Genomic DNA, 22,896 nt, shown 5'->3' with positions numbered 1-22,896 from the left:
CCGGCGAACCGGGCTGACCTGGCACACCGGCGCGCCGTCACGGGAGGTTCGAGGGGTATGCCGTCACGGCGTGATCAGGTTCAGTCGTACCAGTTCTTCGTGCAGCGGTTGACGTCCGCGCTGGTGGCACGGGAGCCGGACCCGGAGGCGGCGCCGTTCCGCCGGCTCGGGGGCGCCGGGCTGGGCGGGATCATGATCGCGGTGCTCGTGCTGGCCGGCGCCGGCGTCTACGGCATCCTGCGGCCCGGCGGCGCCACCAGCTGGAAGGAGGGCGACGCGGTCATCGTCGAGAAGGAGACGGGTACGCGGTACATCTACCGCAAGGACGAGGACCGTCTCCACCCGGTGGCCAACTTCGCCTCGGCGCTGCTCGCCCTGGGCAGCTCCAGCACCCTCCAGGTCTCGCGGAACTCGCTGACCGGCACGTCGCGCGGGACCGTGATCGGCATTCCGGACGCGCCGGACTCGCTGCCCGACCCCAAGCGCATGCTCGACGGGCCGTGGACGCTGTGCTCGCAGCCGACCCGGGACGAGGCCGGGGAGCGGGTGGCGACGACGGTGCTCACGGTCGGGCGCCGGATCGGGGGCGGCCGGGACCCGCAGGACGCGGCGCTGCTCGTGCGGGACGACGCCACCGAGGTGCTCTATCTCGTGTGGCGCGACCACCGCTACGAGATCAAGGACAAGGACACCGTGGTCGAGGGACTGACGCTGATCTCGGCCCCCGTGGTCGCCGCGGGCGGCGCGTGGCTCAACGCGCTGCCGGCCGGTGAGCCGATCGGGCCGCTCTCCGTGGCCGGGCGGGGCGGGGCGTCGTCGGCCGTGCCCGGGGGTGTGATCGGCCGCGTGTACGGGGTGGAGAGCGCGGCGGGCGGCCGCCAGTACTACCTCGCGAAGCGCAGTGCCCTGGTGCCCATCACCGAGCTGCAGGCCAGTGTGCAGCTGGCTGATCCGGCGACCCGGGCGGCGTACCGGAACGCGAAGCCCGGGGTGCAGGGGCTGGCCGCCGACACCGCGGCCGCCGCGCCCAAGGAGGAGCCGGGGGCCGACGGGCAGTACCGGGCGCCGGCCCAGGTGCCCGAGATCGCCCAGCTGACCGGGGACGCGCCGGCGGTGTGCGCCGAGTACGCCCCCGGGGAGGATCAGCCCCGCGTGACCCTGGACGCCCAGGTCGAGCCGATCACCGAGCCGGTGGGCACCGCGGGCCGGACGAGCAACGGGGTGCCGCTGGCCGACCGCGTCGTCGTGGAGCCCGGCTACGGGGTGCTGGTGCGCGCGATGGATTCGCCGGACGCCCCGGCCGGGACGCTGAACCTGGTCACCGATCTCGGTTTGCGTTACCCGTTGTCGTCGGACGATGTGCCAAACGTGCTCGGCTACGGCGCCGTGACAGTCGTCGATCTGCCGTCCAGCCTGGTCGTTCGCCTGCCGGCGGGCCCCGCGCTGGATCCCGAAGCGGCGAAAAGTCCACTTGACGAAGATTGAGGCATTTACCGGTCTAGCGCCTTCCGGGCGGTAGCCGTTACCGTCATTGTCAGGAGGCGGCGCAAGGTCGCTACCAGCACTGTTCCGCAAGGGACGGCGCGAGACCGCCCCGGAGAGACCGGGGCGATCCAGTGAGAACGGGGGTGAACCGCCATGTCGCAGATGCAGTCCGACACCGGAATCATGCAGCGGACCGCGCAGGACGTCGATGGTGTCGCGGACCGGCTGACCAGTCAGCTCAACGGTCTGATGGCCCAGCTGGCGCCGCTCGAGAGCGCCTGGCAGGGTGCCGGCGCCGGGTCCTTCCAGCAGGTCCGCCAGCGCTTCGACCAGGACATGGCCAAGCTGAACGTGGCTCTGCGGGCGGTCGCCGAGGCCGTCGGTTCGGCCGGTAAGGACTACGACGTCAGCGACGAGGAGATCCGCTCCGACATGGAGTCGGCCGGCGCGACCGCCGGTCAGATCACCGCGGCGCTGAAGCTCTGACGGGGGAAATGGCATGATCAAATACAACTTCCCGCAGCTCAACCAGGCTGCGGACGACTGCGGCAGCGCGACCAAGAACCTCACCGCCGAGCTCGACGGGCTCACCTCGAGCCTGCAGGGCATGCTCGGCACCTGGGACGGCGCGGCGCGCGAGGCCTACTACCAGCGGCAGAAGGAGTGGGACGCGGCGGCGAACGACCTGCGCGACCTGCTCGGCCGCATCGAGAAGGCCCTGCGCGAGTCGGCCGAGAAGATGCAGGCCCGCGAGAACGCGAACAAGGCCAAGTTCGGCGGCTGACCCGTCGCACCACGCGAAGCCCGGCGCCCTGTGCAGCGCCGGGCTTTCGTCGCATCAGGACCCGTCGACGCAGCGAAACCGCGGCAGTCCGGCGCGCGTCGATGCGTGCGGACGCGGCTGTCAGCTTGTCGGCGCGGTGGAAAGGCCGTCTCAACTCGTCGGGGCGGTGGGCACGCGGAAGAACACGTCCTCCGGCTCTTCGGTCTCCGCGTCCGGCTTCGGCGACTGCTGTGCGGCGGCGCGGGTGGGCCGCCAGCGGCGCTTCCGCCCGTACGGCGTCAGGAGGGCAATGGCCGCGATCAGCGCGACCGCCGCGGCCAGGCCGAGCGCCACCCACATCGCGACCAGCCCGATGGTCTCCCAGCGGTCCGCGCGCGCTGCCCGGGCCGGATCGTCCGGCAGCGGGGGAAGGGCCTGCTGCGCCCGCGCCGGCTGGTCGGTCAGCCGCTCCGTGACGGCACGGTACGGGTCCACGACCCCGTTCCCATAGCCCTGCGCGGCTCCGCCCCGGGCCGGATCGGCCGTCGCGAGCAGGCGTTGCCGCACCTCATCGGCGTCGAGCCCGGGTTCCGCCGCGCGGATCAGCGCGACGGTGGCGCTGACCATCGGGGTGGCGAAGCTGGTGCCGGTCCACTCCTGGTGGCCGCGGACCCGCGTGGCGGCGACGACCGCACCACCCGGGGCGACAATGTCCACGTACGACCCGATCTGCGACACCTTGTCGAGCCCGCCGTCGTTGTCGATCGCGCCGACGCCGATGACCCCGTCGTAGGCCGCCGGATAGGGCACCGGGTTGCCGTTCTCCCGCAGGTTGCCCGCGGCGGCGACGAGCACCGCGTCCTTGGCCTGCGCGTATCGGACGGCGGCGGCGACGGCGGGCGAGTTCTCGTAGAGCGTCAGCGACATGTTGATGACCTTGGCGCCGCGGTCGGCCGCGAGCCGGATGGCGTCGGCGAAGCCCTCGGGCGAGACGCTCTGGCCCGAAGCCTTGCCGTCCACCACTTCGCGCTCGGACACGCGGATCGGGAGGATCCGGGCGTCCGGGGCGATCCCGGCGAAGCCCACGCCCTGCACCCGTTGCGCGGCGATGATGCTCGCCACCGCGGTGCCGTGGGAGACGCAGTCGATGTCGCCGCCGGCACTGTTGCTGAGCATGTCGAAGCCGCGGTCCACCTTGCCGGCGAGCTGCGGGTGCGAACTGTCGGTGCCTGAGTCGACGACGGCGACCCGGATGCCGGCGCCGGTGCTGAACGGCCACACCCGCTCCGGGGCGAGCCACTGCTGCTGCCAGGGCGTCGCGGTGATGACCTGTCCCGATTCGGACGGGTTCTGACAGGGCGCGGGAGCGCGTCGCGCCGCGGCGGCCGGAGCGGCTCCACCGGACGTGACAAGGACCGCCGCCGCTGCCCACGCGACCGCCCGCTGACCGAACCGCACCCGCGCCACCTCCCCGTACTCGTCGGCGCCGCAGGCATCGTAACCGGGCGGCCGGGGCCGCCGGGGATCCCGTAAGTCGTCGCCATTCAGTATGGTCGAAGGGTCGGACCGCAGGTCGCAGACCGGGTTCGAGCAGCACGGGGGAGGAATGGCATGGATCTGGCGGCGATGCGCGCGCACGCCGACGAGTTGATGACGCGCTTCGAACGCATGCGCTCCGACGTCGGTGGTCTCCAGCAGAAGCTCAAGGCGGTCAGCGTCACCCACACGTCCGACGACGGGCTCGTGACGGTCACGGTCGGCCCGCGCGGCCAGGTGATCAAGGTCGACTTCGACGCGCGCATCTACCGGCGGCCCAACTCCAAGGAGCTCTCGGCCACGGTCACCGAGACGATCCGCCGCGCCACCGAGAAGGCGATGGGCGAGGTGGAGGAGCTGTGCCGGCCGTTCATGCCGAACGCGCAGTTCCAGGCGTACATCGATCATGATCTGGACGGGATCTTCCGGCAGTTCGACGCCGACCTCCCGCAGCCGGACGACACGAAGGGCACCCCGCGATGAGCGACTCGCAGGACACGTTCCTCGACCCCGCCGAGGCCGCCGCCGGGGCGAGCCGGCTCACCCACGCCGGCGAGGGCCTGCACAGCAACCTCAGCCGGATCGTGACGCAGATCAACGCCCTCAACGGCGGCGCGCCCTGGGGCACCGACGAGACCGGCACCAAGTTCAACGAGCAATATCTGGCCGGTGAGGCCCCGGCGAAGCTCGTCCTCGATGCCAGCGTCAAGCTCGTCGAGCGGGTCCGCCAGCTCGGCCCCGACGTGACCGCGGCCGTCGAGGGCACCGTCGAGCAGGACGACCTCGTGGCCAAGTGGTTCGGCGGCGGTCAGCGTGGCGATTCCTAACCCCCGGGACACCTTCGGGGAGTACGCCTGGGTCTGGGACGCCGTCTGCTGGCTCAGCGCGGGCGAGGCCTGGCCCAAGGGCGACGAGGATCAGCTGCGCGAGCTGGCCGACCAGTGGCAGCAGTTCAGCGAGGCCATCGGCGCCGCGCTCAACGAGGCCGACCCGGCGGTCATGCAGATCGCCCAGGCCTGGGGCGGCGGCGCCGGCGGGGCCTTCAACACCCTCTGGAACCAGATCGGCGTCGGCGCGGAAACCGGTCTTCCGCTGCTCGCCTCGTCGGCGGCGGCCCTGTCGGCCTCGGTCACTTCCACCGCACAAGAGATCGAGTACGCGAAACTCACCGTCCTGATCGCGGTCATCATCACCGTGATCTCGGTCTTCGTCGCCCTCCTCATGGCCTGGCTCGGCGGCGTCTCCGCGACCGCGATCCCGGGCATCCTGGCCGGCGGCCGCCAGGTCGTCACGATGGCCATGAACCGGCTGCTCATGATGGTCGGCAAGAAGGCCCTCGTGAAGGGCGGCGAGAAGCTCCTCAAGGAGGCCGGCGAGCAGGTCGCCAAGAAGACGCTGAAGGACACCCTCAAGCACGGCGCCAAGCACCTCGGCAAGGAGATCGTCGAGGAGGTCGGCGAGGAGCTCATCATCGACGTGGGCGCCCAGGCCTACCAGATCAACAAGGGCACCCGCGACGGCTTCGACACCCAGCGCACCCTCATGTCCGGCACGGGCGGCGCCATCGGTGCGGTCATCGGCGCCCCGGTCGGCAAGGGCTTCAGCAAGGTCACCGGCGCCATCCCCACGCCCAAGGTCAACATGAACTTCAAGGGCGCCGGCGCGGTGAAAGGCGTCGGCAACTGGGCCGGCAACGCCGTCTCCGCGGGCACGGTCAACGCCGTCGTCTCCCCGGCGTCCAGCGTCCTCACCAACGCCGCCTTCACCGGCCAATGGGAAATGCCGGGTGCGAGCGACTTCCTGGGCGGCTTCGCCGGCGGCGCGGGCCGTCCGGCCCTCACCGGCGTCGGCACCGGTACGGGCAACCTGCTGGCGGCCGGCACGAACGGCACCGTGAACCTGGCCGGCAAGGTGGCGACGGCGTTCTCCGGAGCGCCCACCTCAACCGCCCCGATCGTCGGCGACCCGGGCACAACCGTCATCGCCCCTGTTACCGGCGACTCGTCCTCGTCTTCTTCCTCATCCCCGTCTTCTTCCTCGCCGGGCTCCGATTCGTCGTCGTCTTCCTCCGCTTCTTCCCCGTCGTCCCCCTCTTCTCCCGGCTCGGGTTCCTCCTCCGACGCGGGGTCCGGTCCGAGCTCCGGCGCTGGTGGTGGACCGCCGTCCGGCGACGCCTCCCTGGCGGGCTCCACCGCAACCCCCACCACAGGTACGCCCACAGCCGCCGACCCGGCCGCCTCCACCCCCGCCGACACCGTGGCAACCCCGCCGCCACCCGGCGCCCAGTCCATCGAAGTCCGCGAGCCCTCGCCATCGGTCGAAACACCGTCCACAAGCGACACCTCGCCGGCCCCGGCCACCAACGCTCCCGTGGCGTCCGACACTCCCGTGGCGGCACCCGCGCCCTCCGGCCCGGTGGCGGACAACTCCTCCCCGCCGCCCGGCGGTGACAACTCGACCTCCTCTTCCTCGACCTCCACTTCCTCGGCCTCTTCCTCCTCCTCTTCCTCCTCCTCTCCTCCTTCCTCCTCCGACGCCTCTGCTCCCGGCGCGTCTGCTCCTGGCTCGCCCGCTCCTGGCACTACTGCTCCTGGCTCGCCCGCTCCTGTTTCCTCGGGGCCAACCGCGGCGGATCCTTCTTCCGCGCCCGTCGCCGCTGAACCCTCGTCGAGCCCTGTCCCGTCCGCGCCGAACCCCGCCGGGCCGCTCTCGGACACCGCGGTCTCACCCGATGCCGTGTCCTCACCCGACGCCGTGTCGGACCCCGCCGCAAACCCCTCGGCCACCATGCCCGGCACGCCTGCGCCCGGCTCTCCCGTGGCGGGTGTCTCTCCGAACCTTTCCCCGACGCCAGTCACGACCACCACTTCGAGCTCAACGTCGCCGGTCACCACCACATCCACCGCCGTTGGCCCGACCACCACCTCACCCACGGGCCCAACCACCACGTCGACCGCCGGCCCGACCACCACGTCGCCCACCACGACGCCCGGCACCAACACCACAACCTCCGGCACCACCGCAACCGCAACCAACCCGTCGTCGAACCCCAGCCGCACCAACCCGAACGCCCCCCACCTGGCCGGCGGCCCCACCGAAGCCCGCCCCATCGCCGGCACCGGCACCGTGAACGTCGCCCCGGCCGTCGACCCCGGCGCCCTCACCAGCGACGTCCAGGTCGGCACCCCCGACCACGCCGCCCCGGCCCCCCTCGACCCGGCCACCGACACCCCCACCCCCGACCGCAACATCCCGGCAACACCCGTCGACACCGACGCCGCCCCCGACAGTGACCGCGACCCCAACGGCGACAGCAACTCCGACAACGACAGCAACCCCGACACCGGCGGAGCTGCCGGTCCGCGTCTCGACAGCAGCCACACCGGCGACACCACCACGAACCCGGCCGTCGCACACCACGCGGACACTGACCCGCGTACAGGCTCAAATGCCGACGCCGGCCCGCCGAGCGACACCGACAGCGACCGTTCCGACCCGGCTCTGGTCGCCGTGCCCGTCAGCACCGGCAACGCAGCCGACAGCGGCCGCAGCGTCGCCGGCGGTGTTGATCCCGACACCTTCGCCCGCTCCGACGGGGCGACGGTCGCGGGCCAGTTCGGCTGGCAGCTCAGCCCCGTCCAGCTGGATGAGAACCTCGACGTGCGAGGTCCGGAAGCGCGCGCCATGCTGATCAGCGCCTCGCACGCCTTGGCGCAGAAGATGCTCGCGACGACTCGGGACGACGCGGACCCCAAGATTCATCGGAAGAGGATGCCCGGCATGGCCGGCGCGATGCTTACGCCGAGTGGCCGCCTCTACACGCACACGAGCATGCGGACGATGAAGAACGTCAGCCTCAACGTGCATCCGCTGCTCGGCCGCATGCTGGCGGATATAAAAACCCAGACTGAGGAGAACGGCGGCACCCTCGCTCGAGGCCACGGCAAGTGCGCCGAGGTAGCGCTCATCTCCGATGCCCTGCACGATCTCCAGTCCCTCTACGACACTGCGCGATCCGCCGCCGACTATCCGTCTTTCGCCGCCGTGGCCCCTTCGTCGTCGGACTTCGCCGCCATGAGCGATCAAGCGCTGCTGTCCCAGTACGAGGCCGCGACGAGCGCCTCGTTCGAGACATTCGCGAAGTCACAGCTCCAGGGCTCACAAATGGTGACCCACCAGGTCATCCATGGCGACGACGGCCGCCACGCCGATCATGGCACCTACTGGGAGCCGTGCTCGACGTGCAGCCAGTACATGCCCAACTTCGGCATCGAAGCCGTCACTGACCCGGATCGCCTGCCCGGCATCAACCCGCCCCCGTCCGACACCGGTGCCCTGGGCGACGGCCGGCCACTGGGCGACTCGCGCCCGACCGGCGACCAGGGCTTGACCCCGCCGGCCGAGGTGGACCAGCAGGCGCTCGACAACGAGGTGCCCCGCGCCGCTGACGGCCGGCCGCTGGTGCACCCGGACCCGCGTACGTCTCAGTGGCCGCAGCTTGTCAACGACGGCGGTCCGGATGTGCCCGGGCGGAACAGCAACTGCGCCGACGTTGGCCTGTCTGTTCTGTCGACCTGGTTCGGCGACCCGCAGGTGTCCGGCGCCATGGCGCAGCCGGATACGACGGAGGCCGCCAGCACCGCGCGCCAGCAGCAGTGGCTGGGCGCCGACTTCGAGCATCGGGGTGGCGGGCGTACGGGCCTGGACGCCGTGGCCGACCAGTTGCTCCAGGCGGGCCCCGGCTCCGCCGCGATCATCATCTCGACCTGGTCCGACGGCGGCGTCGCCCACACCTGGAACGCCGTCAACAGCGGCGGCACCGTCGTGTGGATCGACGCCCAGACCCGCCAGGTCAGCGACACGGCCCCCCTCTACGCCGACCGCGTCGCCAACAGCTGGTCCATCACCCTCGACGACACCGGCCGGCCCACCAACCCGGCCGTGGTCTCCCCGGCCGCCACCCAGCAGTCCACCGGCGTCTCCACCGGCCCGGCCGACCAGGACCGCACCCCGGGCGATCGCAGTGACGTCTCGCCTGTGTCGCCCGAGCCGAGTGGACCGCTCGACAACCCGGGACCAGCTGCTGACGCCGATGCGGACGGCGACCGAGGAGGCGAATCCGGGCCCGCTGACGCGAACCCTGGAGGCGATCGCGTCGAGTACGACCCCGCTGCCGACATGGGCGCGACCTATGCCGGGCTGTACGACGACGAGCGGAATGCGGTGCAGCAAGCCATCAGCGCGGCCAGGGAGCCCGCTGCCCGCATCTTGTCGGACCTGCGGGCACTGGTGCTGTCGGCCAATGCCGAGCTCGGTCTCGACGGGTCGGACGGCGCGCGGCTGGACAAGGAGGACAGGCGCATCAAGGGCGCCGAGTCCATCGCCCAGAAGTTCCGGGCCGAGTACGAGGTCCAGAACTTGGACATGTCGGCTGCGCTGGCCGACATCAACGACATCGTCCGCTTCACGATGATCTCGCCGGGTGGAGCGGCGTACGGTTCCACCGTCGCTCATGTTGTCGACGCGTTGCGAGCCAAGGGCTACGTGGTCGATCCGCGCGACGACATCAAGAACTTCTGGCGCCCGGGCAACCGCTTCTACGGCATGAACGGCACGTTCACCGCGCCTGACGGGCAAGTTTTCGAGCTCCAGTTCCCGACGGCGGCGAGTGCTGCGGTGGGCGCGACGACCCACGAACCGTACGAGCGGTTCCGGAAGATCAGCAACCCGATCGATGTCCGGATCGGTGCGTTCCTGGACATCCTGCGGCAGAACATGGACGGCCAGGTCGTCGAGTCGTTGCCGGGCGGCCTCGACCAGCGCCCGGACCTGTTCGAAGCGGCCCGGGACACCAGTTTCGGAACGTGGCTGGGCAAGGTCGCCCAGCAGATCGAGCTCCCGCGTTATCGGGCGTGGCTCGAGGCCGAGGGGATTACATTCGCCGGAGAAGTCGCCGGCCGCGGGCTGACAGAGACCTATCTGCCCGGCCTGGATCACATCGTCACGGAGATCGACCATGGAAGCAGCGACGTTCAGCTACGCACTCCTCTACAAGAGGGGGGATCCGGAGAAGGAACCGATCGGCCCGGAGGAGGCTCCGACCAATCTCCTGGCCGTGACGGCGAATCTGGAGCCGACGCGGTCGGTGGTGTGGCACTACCGGTCTCGGACGTGGATGCGGGACACGGCGGTGTACGAGGGGATGTGGACGCATCCCGAGCGGTACCGGGCGCGGGCCGTGGACAGGGTGACGGCGGAGCGCGAGGCGCTGAGGTTCGCGACGACACCGTTGCCGAGCGAGGCGGAGCTGGCGGAGATCGCGGAGGCCGGCCAGGCGGACTGAGCGAGGACGGGCCGGGGACGGCGCCTGGGGAGAGTGGGGGAGACGCCGGGGCGGATTTGCGGCGGGCGGCTGCGGGGACGACTTTCGGCGGAGTCTCGCTCACTGCGGATCTGGGGCGGACCGAAGGGGCCGTGGCGGCGGCGCTCAGTGGCGGAGTCTTGCCGGCGGGTGCCGTCGTGGATCAGCAAGGCGTCACGCTGCGGGCGGACGGCGGGGAGCCGCATCGGGTTCGGTTCGAGTTCGCGGAGCCGGCGGGGCGGGTGGCGCCGGTGGCGGTTGTGCGGGCCGGGCCGGTGGAGACGGTTGTGCGGGTTTCGACGGCGGCCGAGCCTGATCTGGTGCGGCGGGCGGTGGCGGCGGCGCTGGCTGAGGCGCAGCAGGTGCAGTCGGAGCGGGCGGCCGGGGTTCGGGTTGATGCGACTCGGGCGTTGTCGGAGGGGTCGCGGGAGGACACGTTCAGTGCGCGGGATGCGGGGCGGGTGGCCGAGCTGGCCGTGCTCGCGTCCGATCTGGACAGGGCGACGGATACGGGGCGGCGGGCTCAGCTGGAGGCCGATGCGCACAGTTTGCTGATCACTTCCGGGCTGCTCGAGGGGCCGCGCGACGTGCACGGGCACGACGGGAACGTGCCGGTCGTGGGCGCGGACGCGGTTGCCGTCCGGCTCGGTCTGCTGGCCCAGCACCCGGTCGTCACGGGCTTGCTGGCCGGGATCGGGGGCGCTGCGGCGCGCGAGACTGCCTTGCGAGCGGCCCAGGCGGAGGTACGCGCCACCGCCCGCGACCTGGCTCGACAGGCGACCGCCGAGCGGGATCAAGCCGATGCGCGGCTGACGGCGTACGTGGACAGCAGTTTGGATGTTGATCCTCAGCACGTCTTCACGCGGGTGGTCATCGGGGGCGGATGGGCCGCGACGGCCGACTTCGTGACGATGGGCGCGCCGGGGCATGTCGACGGCCAGTTGCCGCCGGTGCTCGCGATCGGGCAGGCGACCGAGCCGTGGGCCGGGCGGGCCGACCTCGGGATGGGGCAGGTGCCGGCCGAGCTGGAGCTGCCGGGGCTGCCGTTCCAGCCGGCCGATCTCGCGGAGGACGGGACCGCCTTCACGCCGTCGAGCGTGTTCGCGACCGCGATCGGGGCGGCGCGGGCGCTGTCCGGCATGCCGACCTATCACGGGCAGGCGACCAGGGTCGAGACGCGGGCGCGGAGCGACGGCGCGGGCTGGCCGGACAACGCCAAGTACAAGGTGACCGTGGGGGAGCGGACCTTCTGGGCGTCCTCGGTGGACGTCGCCACCGGGCCGGGGCCCGCGCGGGTGCCGACTCCGGCCGGGGCGCCGGACGGACGGTACGCCGACCCGGCGACCGGTTACAGCGTCGACTACGCCGGCGGGGACGCGACGTTCCGCGACGCGGACGGGAACGTGGTCGACCGGGCGGATCTGCCGGCTGCCGCGCGTACGGTGCTGGGTGGTGGAAAGCCTTTGCTCGTCGACACGGCGGGTCAGGTCACCGACACGCGCATCGCGGACGTCGACAGCGCCGGGAGGCCGACCGGCTGGACCGTGGACGCGGCGACGGGAGTGGTGCACGACGCCGACGGGCGGCCGAGTGACGCGGCGCCGGAGGACGTGCGCGCCCGGTTGGCGACGCGGACAGCCGGACCCGCGGTTGATTTCGGGGGCTCCAACCTCGCGGACGCGTACCGGGAAGATGATGCCGTCCTGGTCTTCGGCGCGGGCGCGTCGGCCGCGTGGGACGTCGAGCAGGCGTCCGCGGGCGGTGCCGGCCCGATCGAGTGGGCCGCGCGGGCGACCATGACCGACGAGATCCGCGCCATCAAGAACGACGACGAGCGGCAGCAGGCGCTGCTCGCCAAGAGCTTCGAGGGCGGCAAGAACCGGCGCAACACGCTGCCGGGCCAGGGCGCCTACGACATCATCGGGCCGCAGGGCATCAAGCAGTCGCTGCGGGAGCTCTCCTCGGTGCGGCACACCGTGGACGGCCGGTTCCTGGTGACCTTCTCGGACGGTGCGCAGAGCTCGTTCGACCGGGTCGTCTTCTCCGTCGGGCTGGACGGTCAACTGCCCGGCGGCCCCGCGGCGCTGCTCGACGGCGTCCCGCTGCGCAGCATCAGCGGACCGCCGACCACCGGGCCGGACGGGCTGCAGGACCTGCTCGGGCTGGGCGACGGGCGCGGGCTGCGGGTGCTGGGTGCGGCGGCGGTCGACCGTACGCTCCGCGGGCAGCTCGGGGACGTACAGGTCGCCGAGGCGGCGATCGCCGCGCAGGAGCAGGCGCTGCCGGCCGACTCGCACAGGATCGCGCCCAGCATCCGCTTCCACGCCCAGCGCATCGCGGAGGCGAACCGGCTAGACGGTCCCCCAGAAGGGGCCGCCCTGCCAGGCCCAACCCCCACGCATCCAGGCGAAGGGGCCGAACCGCTCGTTGAGGGCGGCGCCGTGGCCGGGGTAGTCGACGTAGAGCGGGTGGATGCCGCCGTCGTGCCCGAAGCCCGAGGGCCACGGCTGGACGGAGACGTCGTTGCCGTCGAGGTTGAGCCACTGCAGGGCGGGCATCCGCTCCGGGAGGGCCGCGACGAAAGCGTCGGCGTCGGTGATCCCGGCCTGGTAGAGGTCGAGGTGGCGCAGCCGGCGGAACCGGTCGGAGGCGCCCAGCGCCCGGAGCCCGTCGTTGCCGAGCGGGCAGAGCCGCAGGGCCAGACTGCTGAGCCGGTCGACCAGCGGACTGCCGGCGAGCCGGGTGGCGAGGGCAGCATCGACGCCGCTCAGGGCGACGTGGCGGACGGGCAGACGCTCGTACAGGGAAGCGCCGTGCTCCAAAAAGGCGGCACCGCTCAGCATGACGGCCTCCGGGAAGCCGCAGTACGTGACGGCGCCGTCGAGCCACTCGGCGTCGACCCCGAACTTCGCCAGCAGCCGAGCGTCGTCCCCGAAACCGGGACCGCGGAAGTAGGCGAGCCCCGAGTTGGGCCGCTCGACCAGCGTCATGAGCCGGACGTGCTCCCGCCGGGTCGCGGCGATCTGCTCCCGGATCAGCCGGGCGTGACGAGGGTCGGAGCCCTCGGCGGCGTCGGCGTAGGCGAGCCGGACGTCGAGGTCGTCCGGGGCGGCCAGGACGGCGGCGTACAGCTCGGCGGCGGAGAGGCTCATCCCGCGAGCCTAGACGCGGACGGGGCGCTGGCCGAGGCGCGGCGGGCCCTGCCTTCCGTCGTACGCGCGGCCGCCGTCACGTCGATCGTCGAGCTCAACCGCGACTACTACGAGGTGCACACGGGCGCCGCGACGGCGGTCCGCGTCCGGCTGCGCGTCGGGCCGCTGACCGGGATCGCGCAGACCACCCGGGACAACGACGGCAACTACACGGTGACGGTGTCCGACCGGGCGGCCGCCGGGGCGATCCGGCCCGCCCTGGCCCGCGAGATCGCCGGGCTGGCGGCGTGGCACAACACCCACGTGTCGGTGCCGACCGGAGTGCTGTCGGGCGGCGCGAGCGGCCCGATCGACCCCGCGGGGCTGAGCGTGCACGACCACGGGCGGCTGGCGGAGATCCGGGCGCTGGCCGAGCAGTACGCGGGTGGGGACAAGGGGACGCGTACGGCGCTGCGGGCCCGCGTGGACGACCTCGCCGAGCAGCTGGGCCTGCGCGCGCCGGACAGCCCGGACACGCGGGCGCGCTGGAGCCTGGTCCCGGCGGACGTCACCGCGGCCCTGAGCCGGCTGAGCACGCCGGCGATCAGCTCCGCGTACGCCCAGCACGTCTTCAACTCCCGCTGGGACACCGACAATGAGCACTACCGCCAGCACGACTACCGGCGCAAGATCTTCGACGCTCAGATGCAGCCGCTGTCCGACGCGCAGATCGCCGCCAACCTGCGGGAACTCGCCGTGGCGGCCGAGCACGAGCGGTCCGGCGTGGCCCTCATGCCCGAGCACGCCGGTCAGATCGTCAGCCTCCCGGACCACCTGCTCAACCGCATCCACCAGGCGGATCCGGCGCTGGCGGCGCGCGTGGCGGCCGAGGGCGTCTACGTCAACCTGTCCGGCCGGCCGGAGCTCGGCCCGTACTCGGTGACCGGCCTGCCCATGCCCAACTACGCGACGGCGCAGGGCGAGATCGCCTTCGACACGAGCACGCCCGAGGGCCGCTACTCGCTGCTCCTGGAGGACCGCGCCCGCGTCGAGGCGGCGATGCGACTCGCCCCGAACGCCCACATTCCGCCGGAGATCCTGTCGACGCACAGCCTGCAGTACTTCCAGGCCGCCGAGACGATGTACTACGTACCGGACGCGCTGACGGCGGCGCTGGCCGAGATGGCGCCCGAGCCGGTCCGCTACCAGGAGGGGGCGGCGACCTCGGTCACACCGGCGGCGACGACGGCGCTCGCCCACCAGGTCACCGTGGCCGAGCCGGACCAGGTCAGCGTCCCCACCTCGGGCTACGGCCGGGTGCTCGATCCGGCCACCGGGCAGCCGGTGCCGCTCTTCGACGGTCCGCCGGCCCGGCACCAGGCGCGGCAGGGCGGGGTCGGCGACTGCGGCATGATCGCGACCATCGGCGCCGTCGCGGGCCACCGGCCGGACCTGCTGAGCCGGATGATCCAGCCCAACCCGGACGGCACCGTGGACGTCGTCTTCCATGAGACGAGCCTGCCCGGAGCGGTCGTGACCCCGACCGGCCGGGAGTTGCGGATCACCGTGACACCCGACGTGCCGCTCACGTCGTTCGACACCACGGAGTCCGCGTACGTCCGGCAGGTCCAGGTCGGCGCGAGCTGGGCCGCCGTGGTGGAGAAAGCGGTGGCCGCCCTCGACCGGACCTGGAGCGACGCCCGGCGCGACGTGTGGCAGAAGATGTGGAACGACTTCCATGAGACCACCGGTGAAGCCGCACCCGCGGGATACGCCCGGCTGACCTTCGGTAGCACCTCGGCGTGGCAGGCCGAGCTGCTGTCCCAGCTCACCGGGTTGCCGGCGCGAACGGCGACGTTCAACCCCACGGTGGGTGTCGAGCCGGCCACGGAGGCCCGGCTGAGCGCCCTGCTCGCGGCGGGCAATCCGGTGATCGTCGGCTCGCGGCCGGGCTATCCGAACGGAGAGCCGTTCGGGCTGGTCAAGGGGCATGCGTACGAGATGGTGGCCGTCGCCCAGGGGAAGGTGTGGCTGCGCGATCCCTATGACGCGCGGCACCCGGACCCCATGACGATCCGGGAGTTCCTCGACAGCATGGCGCCGTCGTTCGCGTACCTCGACGGCACGGCGCCTCCCGCGCCGGCACCGGCGCCTGCTCCCGCGTCCGCGCCTTCGCAGGGAGTGCCCCACACGGCCGGTCGCATCCACACCGACGACTATGTCGCGACCGTCACGTACTACGCCGTCATGTCGGCCGGTGCCGCGGCCGAGGGCCTCACCGTCGTGGCCGTGGACGGGCAGGAGACGAAGGTGGGCCGCTGGACCGCTCCGGACGCCTCCGGGGCGGGTGGCGAGCGCCCGGTGACCCGGGACGTGGCGGAGCGCATCGCCGCGGACGTGCTCGGCTTCGCCCTGCCGGACGAGCTGTCCCTCCGTGACATGCTGGGCCGGTGACAGGGATGGGTGACGACGCGAGGGAGCTGCCGCAGCCGCTCGAGATCGGGCTGCGGGACAACACGGCCGTTGCCGATCTGCCGAACGGCTGGCAGGTGCTCATCGTCGGGTGGCAGGGCCGGCCGGAACCGGTGGTGAGACTGCGGGCTTGGGAGTGGCGCAGCGAGCAGAAAGTCGAAGTCGCGGTGCCGCTGGGCGGCACGTTCCAGGTCGGGGACGAGACGTGGCGGCTGATGGAGATGACGTCGTCCGACAACGTCGACGTCCGCATCAGGATCCGCCGGATCGGCCCGGGCGACCCCGGGGGCGAGCCCGTGAACAACGTCGTCGAGCCGGCCGAGATGCGGCCCTTCGGCGAGATCGGCTGGGACCGGATCGCGGCGCTGAACGAGCAGCTGCCCCAGCCGGTGCTGCCGGGATATCAGCACTGGCTGCGCCAGAACAACGGCGCCCAGCCCGTCCGGCCGTGCCGGCTGCCGGGCCAGCACTATCTGCTCACCCCGGAGCGGCCGCTGCTCGGCCTGCATCCGGACTACCCGCCCTTCGACTTCCTGACCGCCCAGCGCCAGTGGCGCGACCCCTACCTGCCGCCGGACCACTTCGTCATCGCGGTCCCGGGCGGAGCGGGCGGACTGCTGGTGACCCACTTCCGGCTGGGCGTCGAGACGATCAACTATCTGCCGCCCGACGCGATGACGGGCCGGCTCGACCCGGAGGAGCGCGCGACGTTGCTGAGGCCCGCGGCCCAAGGCATCGAAAGGCTCCTCGGAAAGCTGGAGTACTACGAGCCGCCGGCCGGGCCGTCCGCCGAGGAGATCGTGCCGGAGACCCCTCGTTACTGGGACCGCTCGATGATGTTCGAGGACTGAGCGGCCAGCTTCGCGTACGTGTCCCGGACCGCCCGCAGCCGGTCGGACTCCTCGAACTTGAGCGCCTCGTCCACCGCCGCCGCGGCCCGGGTGAGCAGGGCCCGGGCGCGCCGGGCGTCGCCGGGGGCGAGGGCGTCGACGTCGGCCGGGGCCTGGCTCGCGTACGCGTCCGCCACCGCCAGCCACTCGGCCGCGTCCAGCAGCTCGGACGGCTCCGGGCCGCCGTAGGTGAAGACGGGGCCCGGGGGCGCCGGCTCCGGCGGCAGGCGGAAGGTGACCTCGTGCTGCTTGCCGCAGCGCGGGCACGCGTACGTGTAGCGCTGGCCGAGCTCGCCGTCCTCGAGGACCACGACGGCGCTCTCGGGCTCGAAGGTCTGCTCGCCGCAGTCGCAGCCGTGCAGCTCCAGGTAGAGGTGGGCTTCGGCGCTGGTGCGGGCGAGCGGGGCAGGCATGCCGACCACCGTACTCAGCCTGGCGCGCCCGGCGGAAGAAACTCAGCGACGTAGATCACACCCGGGTGCAGACAGTGGACACGTGGCGTGAGAGAGTCATGACCATGCCGCGTGCTCGCCGACTTGTCTCCACCGCCGTCGCCGCCGCTCTTGCCGCCGCCGGGCTGGCCGGGTGCCAGCAGTCGCCCGAGGTGGCCGCCTATGTGGGCGGGGGGACCATCACGGAGGACCGGGTCGAGAAGATCTACGACCAGGTCCGCGACGAACTGACCACCGCGCAGGAGCAGGCCCGGGCCGCGGGCGAGGCCAACGGTGCCTCGGCCGAGCCGATCAGCCCGGTGACCGTGCCGATCAAGCGGCAGGAGGTGCTCAACACCCTGCTGAGCCTCGACGTGCTGCGCCGGGCCGCCCAGGCGCACGGGGTCCAGGCCGCCGCCGAGCCGACCGTCGACCAAGTGGCGCAGGCGCGCAGCTACTCGCCGCAGTGGGAGTACACGCAGCTGTACGCCGAGACGTACCGGCTGCGGGCCGCGCTGCAGCCCGTCGTCTCCCCGGCGACGCTGACCGACGACGATCTGCGCGACGTCTACCAGCGGCTGACCACGGGCGGGGCGGCCGACCCGAGCGCGACGTTCGACCAGTTCAAGAGCACGCTGAGCGACGAGAACAAGAAGCTGCTCGAGACGTACGTGTCGCTGCGCAACGAGCTGCAGCAGATCGCCTCGGACGAGAAGGTCAAGCTCAACCCGCGGTACGGCAACCAGCAGGTGACGCTGCTCTCCGCCTCCACGCAGAGCGGGGGCGAGGTGCCGCTGGTCGTGGCCACCTTCACCGGGGCGAGCGACGAGGACCCGTACGTCACGGACGTCTCCGCGGTGACTACTGTCGCCTGATGGATCCGTCCGCGCGCATCGTTCTGCTGGTCACCTCGCCGCGCGTACCGGCCGGGCTGCTCACCGCCCAGGCGTGGGACCTTGTCCGGCAGTGGCCCGTGCTCACCGCCGCGGAGACAGACCAGACAGACGCGCTGCGCGCCGCGGGCGTACGCGTCGAGATCGTCGAATTTGATCCTGAGCGTCTCGTGGCGCTGCTGGCCGAGCACGCGACCGTGGTGTGGCTCGCCGGCGCGTCCGGGGACGAGGACTTCGCCCGGCGCCTCGGGATGCGGCTGGCCCGGGAGCCCGGTCTGGCCGAGCTCGAGCTGTTCTACGGCTCGTGGGATCCGCCCGGCGCCCGGCTGCTCGACGCGGTCGCGGTGATCGACCGGCTCGTCTCGCCCGGCGGCGACCCGTGGAAGCGGCAGCAGACGCACCAGACGCTCGCCAAGTACCTCATCGAGGAGAGCTACGAGGCGTACGACGCGATGGTCGACGGCGACCTCGGCGCGCTGCGCGAGGAGCTCGGCGACGTGCTGCTGCAGGTCGTGCTGCACTCGCGGCTGGCCGAGGAGCTGCCGGAGGACCAGCGCTGGACCGTCGACGACGTGGCGGGCGGCATGGTCGAGAAGATGGTCCGGCGCAACCCGCACGTGTTCGCGGGCGAGGCGGTCGACGGCGTCGAGCAGATCATCGAGAACTGGGAACGCATCAAGCGCGAGGAGAAGTCGCGCACCTCGGCTCTGGAGGGCATCGCGCTCTCGCAGCCGGCGCTCGCCCTCGCGGCGAAGATCCTGCAGCGGGCGTCGCGCGCCGGCCTGACCGTGCCGTTGCCGGCCGGCGACGATCTCGGCGCCGAGCTGCTGCGCCTCGTCGCGCGGGCGGCGCCGGAGGACGCGGAGGCGGCGCTCCGGGCGGTCGCTCTGCAATACGCCGATGACGTGCGCGAAGCGGAAAGTGTCGCACCCGGCGAGTAGATTTCGCTCCATGCCGGAGTTCGTGCCCCTCGCAGAGCGCATCGTCGACGCCGTCCTGGAAAGTGACCCGGGCCGCGCGTCGGTGGCGGGCGATCATCGCCACGACGACCGGCTGCCCGACCTGTCCGCGGGCGCGATCGCCGAGCGCGTGACCATGCTGCGCGACGCCGCCGACGCGCTCGCCGGCATCGACCCCGACGCGTTCGACCAGCAGGACCAGGTCGACCACGCGATCCTGTCGGCCCTGGTCGAGCGGGACATCTTCGAGCTGACCGACGTCCGCGAGCACGAGTGGAACCCCCTCGAGCACAACCCCGGCCCGCTGCTCCACACCCTGCTGTCCCGCCCCTTCGCGCCCGCCGAGGAGCGACTGACCAGCCTGGCCGGCCGCCTCGCCGCGATCCCCGACGCCCTGGCCACGGCCCGCGCGGTGCTGCACGACGTGCCCCGCCTGCACGCCGAGGTGGCCCGCGACCAGTTCCGGGGCGCCGCCGCGCTGATCCGCGACCAGGTGCCGGCTCTCGCCGCCGAGGCCGGAGCCTTAGCCCCCGACGTCGCGCCCGCCCTGGCCGCGCTGAGCGAGTTCGAGGGCTGGCTCACCGCCCGGCTCGAGAGCGGCGAGCCCGGTCGCGACCCCCGCCTGGGCCGCCGCCTGTGGGAAGCACGCCTCTGGCACACCCTCGACACCGAGCTTCCCGCCGCCGAGGTTCTCAGTCGCGCCCGCCGCACTATCGAGGAGACCGGCGCCCGCCTGCGCGAGGCCGCAGCCGAGCTGACCGGCGGCCCGCCCACCGACGAAACGGTGCGCCGCGCCCTCGCCACCCTGGCCGCCGACCACCCCGACGACGCCACCATCGTCGACCTGGCCCGGGTCACGATGGGCGAGGCAACCGACTTCGTCCGCAAGCACGACCTGATGACCCTCCTCGACGACCCCTGCGTCATCGAGGAGATGCCGGAGTTCGCCCGCGGCGTCGCCGTCGCCTACTGCGACCCGCCCGGCCCGCTGGAGACGGCCGACCTGCCGACGTTCTACTGCATCGCGCCGCCCCCGGCCGACTGGTCGCCGACGCGCATCGAGTCGTTCTACCGCGAGTACAACGACCACATGCTCCGCAACCTGACCGTCCACGAGGCCATGCCGGGCCACTTCCTCCAGCTCGCCCACGCCCGCCGCTTCCGGGCCGCCAGCCGGGTCCGCTCCCTGGGCTGGTCGGGCCCGTTCGTCGAGGGCTGGGCCGTCTACACCGAGGAGCTGATGGCCAACCTGGGCTTCGGCGGCCTCCCCGTCCGTCTCCAACAGCTCAAAATGCAACTCCGCATGAGCATCAACGCCGTCCTCGACCAGCTCGTCCACTGCGACGACCTCACCGAAGAGGAAGCCATGATGCTGATGACCGGCACCGGCTTCCAGGAAGAAGGCGAGGCCGCCGGCAAGTGGCGCCGAGCCCTGCTGACCTCGACCCAGCTCTCGACCTACTTCGTCGGCTACACGGAGATGGCGGCAATCGCGGCGGCCCGCCCGTTCGGCGCCACCCCCAAGGCCTGGCACGACGCGATGCTGGCGCACGGCTCCCCGCCGCCCCGCCACCTGGGCTTCTTGCTCGGCGTCTGATCCGGCCGGCTTCGCGTCGGAGGATCGCAGGGACGCGCGGCGGGCGATCACGTCCGCGGCATGTCAGCGTCGCTCGGTGCTCGGTGCTCGGTGCTCGGTGCTCGGCGTTTGTTGCCCGCTGCTGGTTGCTCGTTGCCGCGTGGCCCGTCGCCCGTCGCTGGTCGCTGGTCGCTTGTTGCCGCGCGGCTCGTTGCCCGCTGCTGGTTGCTCGTGGCTTGTTGCTCGTGGCTTGTTGCTTGTCGCTGGTTGGGCGTCGCTCGTCGCCTGTCGCCCGTCGCGCCCGGCCCGAAAAGTCGAGCGGCATCTGATCCGCCGAGGACCGTTGTCTGCCGGCACGTCAACTTGCGCGAATAGTCAACCGCCCGGGGCGAAAGCCCCCAACCACCCCCGCCATCCCGTCCGCCGTCGACTCACCCCTTGGGGGTGCAGACCGCCGCCGGGGCCGCCACTATCCCCCCAGCGCAAGCGAAGTACAAAGGCTGGCGGCCCCGGCGGCGGTCTGCTCGGCTCGCCTGAGTCGACGGCGGCCGGGATGGCCCATCCCAGAAGCCCGAAGACCTCCCGCCGGAGGCACCCCGAATCCCACTCGATGAGATCGCCGTCCGCACGTTCGATGGTTTGAAGAGAGCCGTCCGCGCGTTCGATGGTCTGGAGAGAGCCGCCCGCACATCGGTCAACGAAAAAGCACCACACGCCAAGCCCGCAGATCAGCCGCCAGGCCGGCGATCGGTAACAGCAGCACCGGCAGGAAGATCAAAAGCCCCGACCGAAACCCGCTCGGCATAATGCGTCATGGCGACATCAACCTCCACGTCCCCGACAACGCCCCGGAAACTCCCCACCACACCCTCATTCGTGACGCAGGCTTCATATTCGCCCACCGCCGCCGCATTCCGGGGAGCACTGCCGGCAACCGCCGCCGAAGTGGCTTCCTGAGCCACACCCGCCGCGGTGACCTCAAGCCCACTCAACTCGACACAAGTGGCATGACGCCCGGCGATCGTGGTGTCGTGCTGAGCGATCTGAACATCCGACTCAAGCCCGGCCCGAGCCAGCAACAACTGCACCGTCCCCGCAGTAACCAGCCCGGCCGCCTCCGCCGACGACACCCGCTGCGCCTGCGCCGCCCGCTGAGCAGCCGCAGCCGAAGCGGCAGGAGCCCCTGAAGCGGCCGGAGCCCCCGAGACAGCAGGAGCCCCAGAAACCCCCGCAGGGGCCGAAACCGTGATCGAACATGCCACCGGCCGCACCCGAGTCCGGCACTCCGTCACCGTCTCAGCCGTCACCAGCGCCTGCCCAGCCGGATACACGTACATCGTCCGAGCCGGCTCCTGAGCCTGACTCACCGTCGCCGAACCGCCCCCGGCCAGCTGATAAGTCGCCTCGTAGGTCCGCCCCGCCGACCCGGCCAGCTGCCCCGCCAGATCGCTCATGAGATCACTGCGCGTGAGCCCCGCCGCCGCCGGCTCGTCGATCTCGGAGCAACCCGTCGTGACGACGAGAAGACCGGCGGCAACGGCGATCAGGCGGAGGCTGCGGGAGGGCACGAGCCCACCTTGGCTCATGCCCGCAACCTCGCGCAAACCAGATCCGGCCCGCGCAAGATCAACCCAACTCAGGCCCTCGTACGACTCAGCAGCTGCAGCTTCATCACGTACCGCCGGATGATCCGGGCCTGGCTCTCGCCCGCCGCGAAGATGGCCACCATCTCCACGGAGAGTGGTCCCGGCGGCACCTGCTGCGGCAGCGAGGCGACCCGGGAGGTGATCGCCGGCAGTTCGACGGTCTCGTCGCCGAGCTGGATCCAGAGGTCGAGTTCCTCGCCCTCGGTGACGGCGATGCCCTCGAAGTGGGCGCGGGCGCTGTGCTCGCTGATGTCGCGGATCCAGCCGTACGCGTCGGCCTGTCCCGCGCGGCGCATGACGATCTGCTCGCCACCGCCGCCGCGGACGAAGTGGCGTTGCTGCTCGATGAGGGCTTCGCCGTCGGGCCGGAGCTCGACGCGGTTCTCCTCGGTGCCGACGACGGCGCAGGAGAGGGCGTAGCGGCCGCGCGGGGCGGCGGACCAGCGCAGCGTGACGGACGAGCCCACCGGGGGCACGGCCGCCAGCGGCGCCGAGAGAGTCAGGCCCGCGCCTTCGGCGTGGACGATGCGGACACGGGCGGCCTGCTCGTCGGAGGCGGTCATCTCGACGTACGAGCCGGCATCGGGAAGGTGCGCGGTAGTGGTCATAGCAACCGGGCCATCGTCGTGGCGGCGGGGTAACTGAGCGACCTGATGTTTTCTTGAAGGAAGGACGGCCGCCGCCACGGGGTCCGCCGCGGATGACTACGCTCAGGGGCGGCGTCGGCCGCAGGGTCGCGGTCCGGGGAGTGTC

General features: G+C 72.0%; 15 protein-coding genes and 1 pseudogene. 11 read left to right on the top strand and 5 right to left on the bottom strand.

The genetic code is table 11. The features are described 5' to 3' along the window. The first annotated feature begins 57 nt into the window (after positions 1-57). The 3 genes from eccB to RAN62_RS39040 all read left to right on the top strand — a co-directional run bounded on the left by eccB (position 58) and on the right by RAN62_RS39040 (position 2,269). Positions 58-1,485, top strand: a complete 1,428-nt coding sequence (gene eccB, locus RAN62_RS39050; RefSeq protein ID WP_305789925.1) for a type VII secretion protein EccB — start codon at positions 58-60, stop codon at positions 1,483-1,485. A 162-nt stretch (positions 1,486-1,647) separates the two neighbouring features. Beyond that, positions 1,648-1,971, top strand: coding sequence for a WXG100 family type VII secretion target (locus RAN62_RS39045; protein ID WP_369077250.1), 324 nt, complete (start codon positions 1,648-1,650; stop codon positions 1,969-1,971). 13 nt (positions 1,972-1,984) lie between these two features. Further along, positions 1,985-2,269, top strand: a complete 285-nt coding sequence (locus RAN62_RS39040; protein WP_305789923.1) for a WXG100 family type VII secretion target — start codon at positions 1,985-1,987, stop codon at positions 2,267-2,269. 150 nt (positions 2,270-2,419) lie between these two features. Here the strand turns inward: RAN62_RS39040 and mycP are convergent, their stop codons facing one another. Then, positions 2,420-3,706, bottom strand: coding sequence for a type VII secretion-associated serine protease mycosin (mycP, locus tag RAN62_RS39035; protein WP_305789922.1), 1,287 nt, complete (start codon positions 3,704-3,706; stop codon positions 2,420-2,422). 153 nt (positions 3,707-3,859) lie between these two features. Between mycP and RAN62_RS39030 the strand changes: the two genes are divergently transcribed. From RAN62_RS39030 to RAN62_RS41335, 3 genes and pseudogenes are all read left to right on the top strand, one after another. Continuing rightward, positions 3,860-4,267, top strand: coding sequence for a YbaB/EbfC family nucleoid-associated protein (locus RAN62_RS39030; protein WP_305789921.1), 408 nt, complete (start codon positions 3,860-3,862; stop codon positions 4,265-4,267). Continuing rightward, on the top strand, positions 4,264-4,611 hold the full coding sequence (locus RAN62_RS39025) for a hypothetical protein (protein ID WP_305789920.1): 348 nt from the start codon (positions 4,264-4,266) through the stop codon (positions 4,609-4,611). The genes RAN62_RS39030 and RAN62_RS39025 overlap by 4 nt, the downstream gene beginning before the upstream one ends. Then, positions 4,598-8,620: pseudogene (locus tag RAN62_RS41335) on the top strand (WXG100-like domain-containing protein); the annotation flags it as partial. The gene RAN62_RS39025 and the pseudogene RAN62_RS41335, both read left to right, overlap by 14 nt. Positions 8,621-12,496: 3,876 nt before the next feature. Here the strand turns inward: RAN62_RS41335 and RAN62_RS41330 are convergent. After that, the gene (locus RAN62_RS41330) at positions 12,497-13,297 is read right to left on the bottom strand and encodes a TIGR02996 domain-containing protein (RefSeq protein ID WP_369077249.1); all 801 of its coding nucleotides are present in this window, start codon (positions 13,295-13,297) and stop codon (positions 12,497-12,499) included. Between the two features lie 684 nt (positions 13,298-13,981). Between RAN62_RS41330 and RAN62_RS41325 the strand changes: the two genes are divergently transcribed. Together RAN62_RS41325 and RAN62_RS39015 are read left to right on the top strand one after the other, a co-directional pair. Then, complete coding sequence (locus RAN62_RS41325; RefSeq protein ID WP_369077248.1) at positions 13,982-15,730, top strand: C2 family cysteine protease; 1,749 nt, start codon at positions 13,982-13,984, stop codon at positions 15,728-15,730. A gap of 5 nt (positions 15,731-15,735) precedes the next feature. Beyond that, positions 15,736-16,599: a DUF6406 domain-containing protein gene (locus tag RAN62_RS39015; RefSeq protein ID WP_305789954.1), complete on the top strand. Its 864-nt coding sequence runs from the start codon at positions 15,736-15,738 to the stop codon at positions 16,597-16,599. On the opposite strand, the gene RAN62_RS39010 is transcribed toward RAN62_RS39015, so the two are convergent. Continuing rightward, positions 16,566-17,051, bottom strand: coding sequence for a hypothetical protein (locus RAN62_RS39010; protein ID WP_305789918.1), 486 nt, complete (start codon positions 17,049-17,051; stop codon positions 16,566-16,568). The genes RAN62_RS39015 and RAN62_RS39010 overlap by 34 nt on opposite strands. 104 nt (positions 17,052-17,155) lie before the next feature. Here RAN62_RS39010 and RAN62_RS39005 point away from each other — a divergent pair, with 104 nt between their 5' ends. The 3 genes from RAN62_RS39005 to RAN62_RS38995 are packed head-to-tail and all read left to right on the top strand — an operon-like array spanning position 17,156 to position 20,518. Then, entirely contained in the window at positions 17,156-17,944 is a 789-nt protein-coding gene (locus RAN62_RS39005; RefSeq protein ID WP_305789917.1) for a hypothetical protein, read from the top strand. Next, positions 17,944-18,903: a nucleoside triphosphate pyrophosphohydrolase gene (locus tag RAN62_RS39000; RefSeq protein ID WP_305789916.1), complete on the top strand. Its 960-nt coding sequence runs from the start codon at positions 17,944-17,946 to the stop codon at positions 18,901-18,903. The genes RAN62_RS39005 and RAN62_RS39000 overlap by 1 nt, the downstream gene beginning before the upstream one ends. 10 nt (positions 18,904-18,913) lie before the next feature. Next, a complete protein-coding gene (locus RAN62_RS38995) occupies positions 18,914-20,518 on the top strand; it encodes a DUF885 domain-containing protein (RefSeq protein ID WP_305789915.1) in 1,605 nt (534 codons plus the stop codon). A gap of 707 nt (positions 20,519-21,225) precedes the next feature. Here RAN62_RS38995 and RAN62_RS38990 read toward each other — a convergent pair. Together RAN62_RS38990 and RAN62_RS38985 are read right to left on the bottom strand one after the other, a co-directional pair. Continuing rightward, entirely contained in the window at positions 21,226-22,065 is an 840-nt protein-coding gene (locus RAN62_RS38990) for a hypothetical protein (protein WP_305789914.1), read from the bottom strand. Positions 22,066-22,133: 68 nt separating this feature from the next. Then, positions 22,134-22,751, bottom strand: a complete 618-nt coding sequence (locus RAN62_RS38985) for a hypothetical protein (protein ID WP_305789913.1) — start codon at positions 22,749-22,751, stop codon at positions 22,134-22,136. Positions 22,752-22,896: the final 145 nt, after the last annotated feature.

Source organism: Symbioplanes lichenis, assembly GCF_030709675.1.
Lineage (GTDB): Bacteria > Actinomycetota > Actinomycetes > Mycobacteriales > Micromonosporaceae > Actinoplanes > Actinoplanes lichenis.
This window is presented reverse-complemented; position numbering and strand designations above follow the sequence as displayed.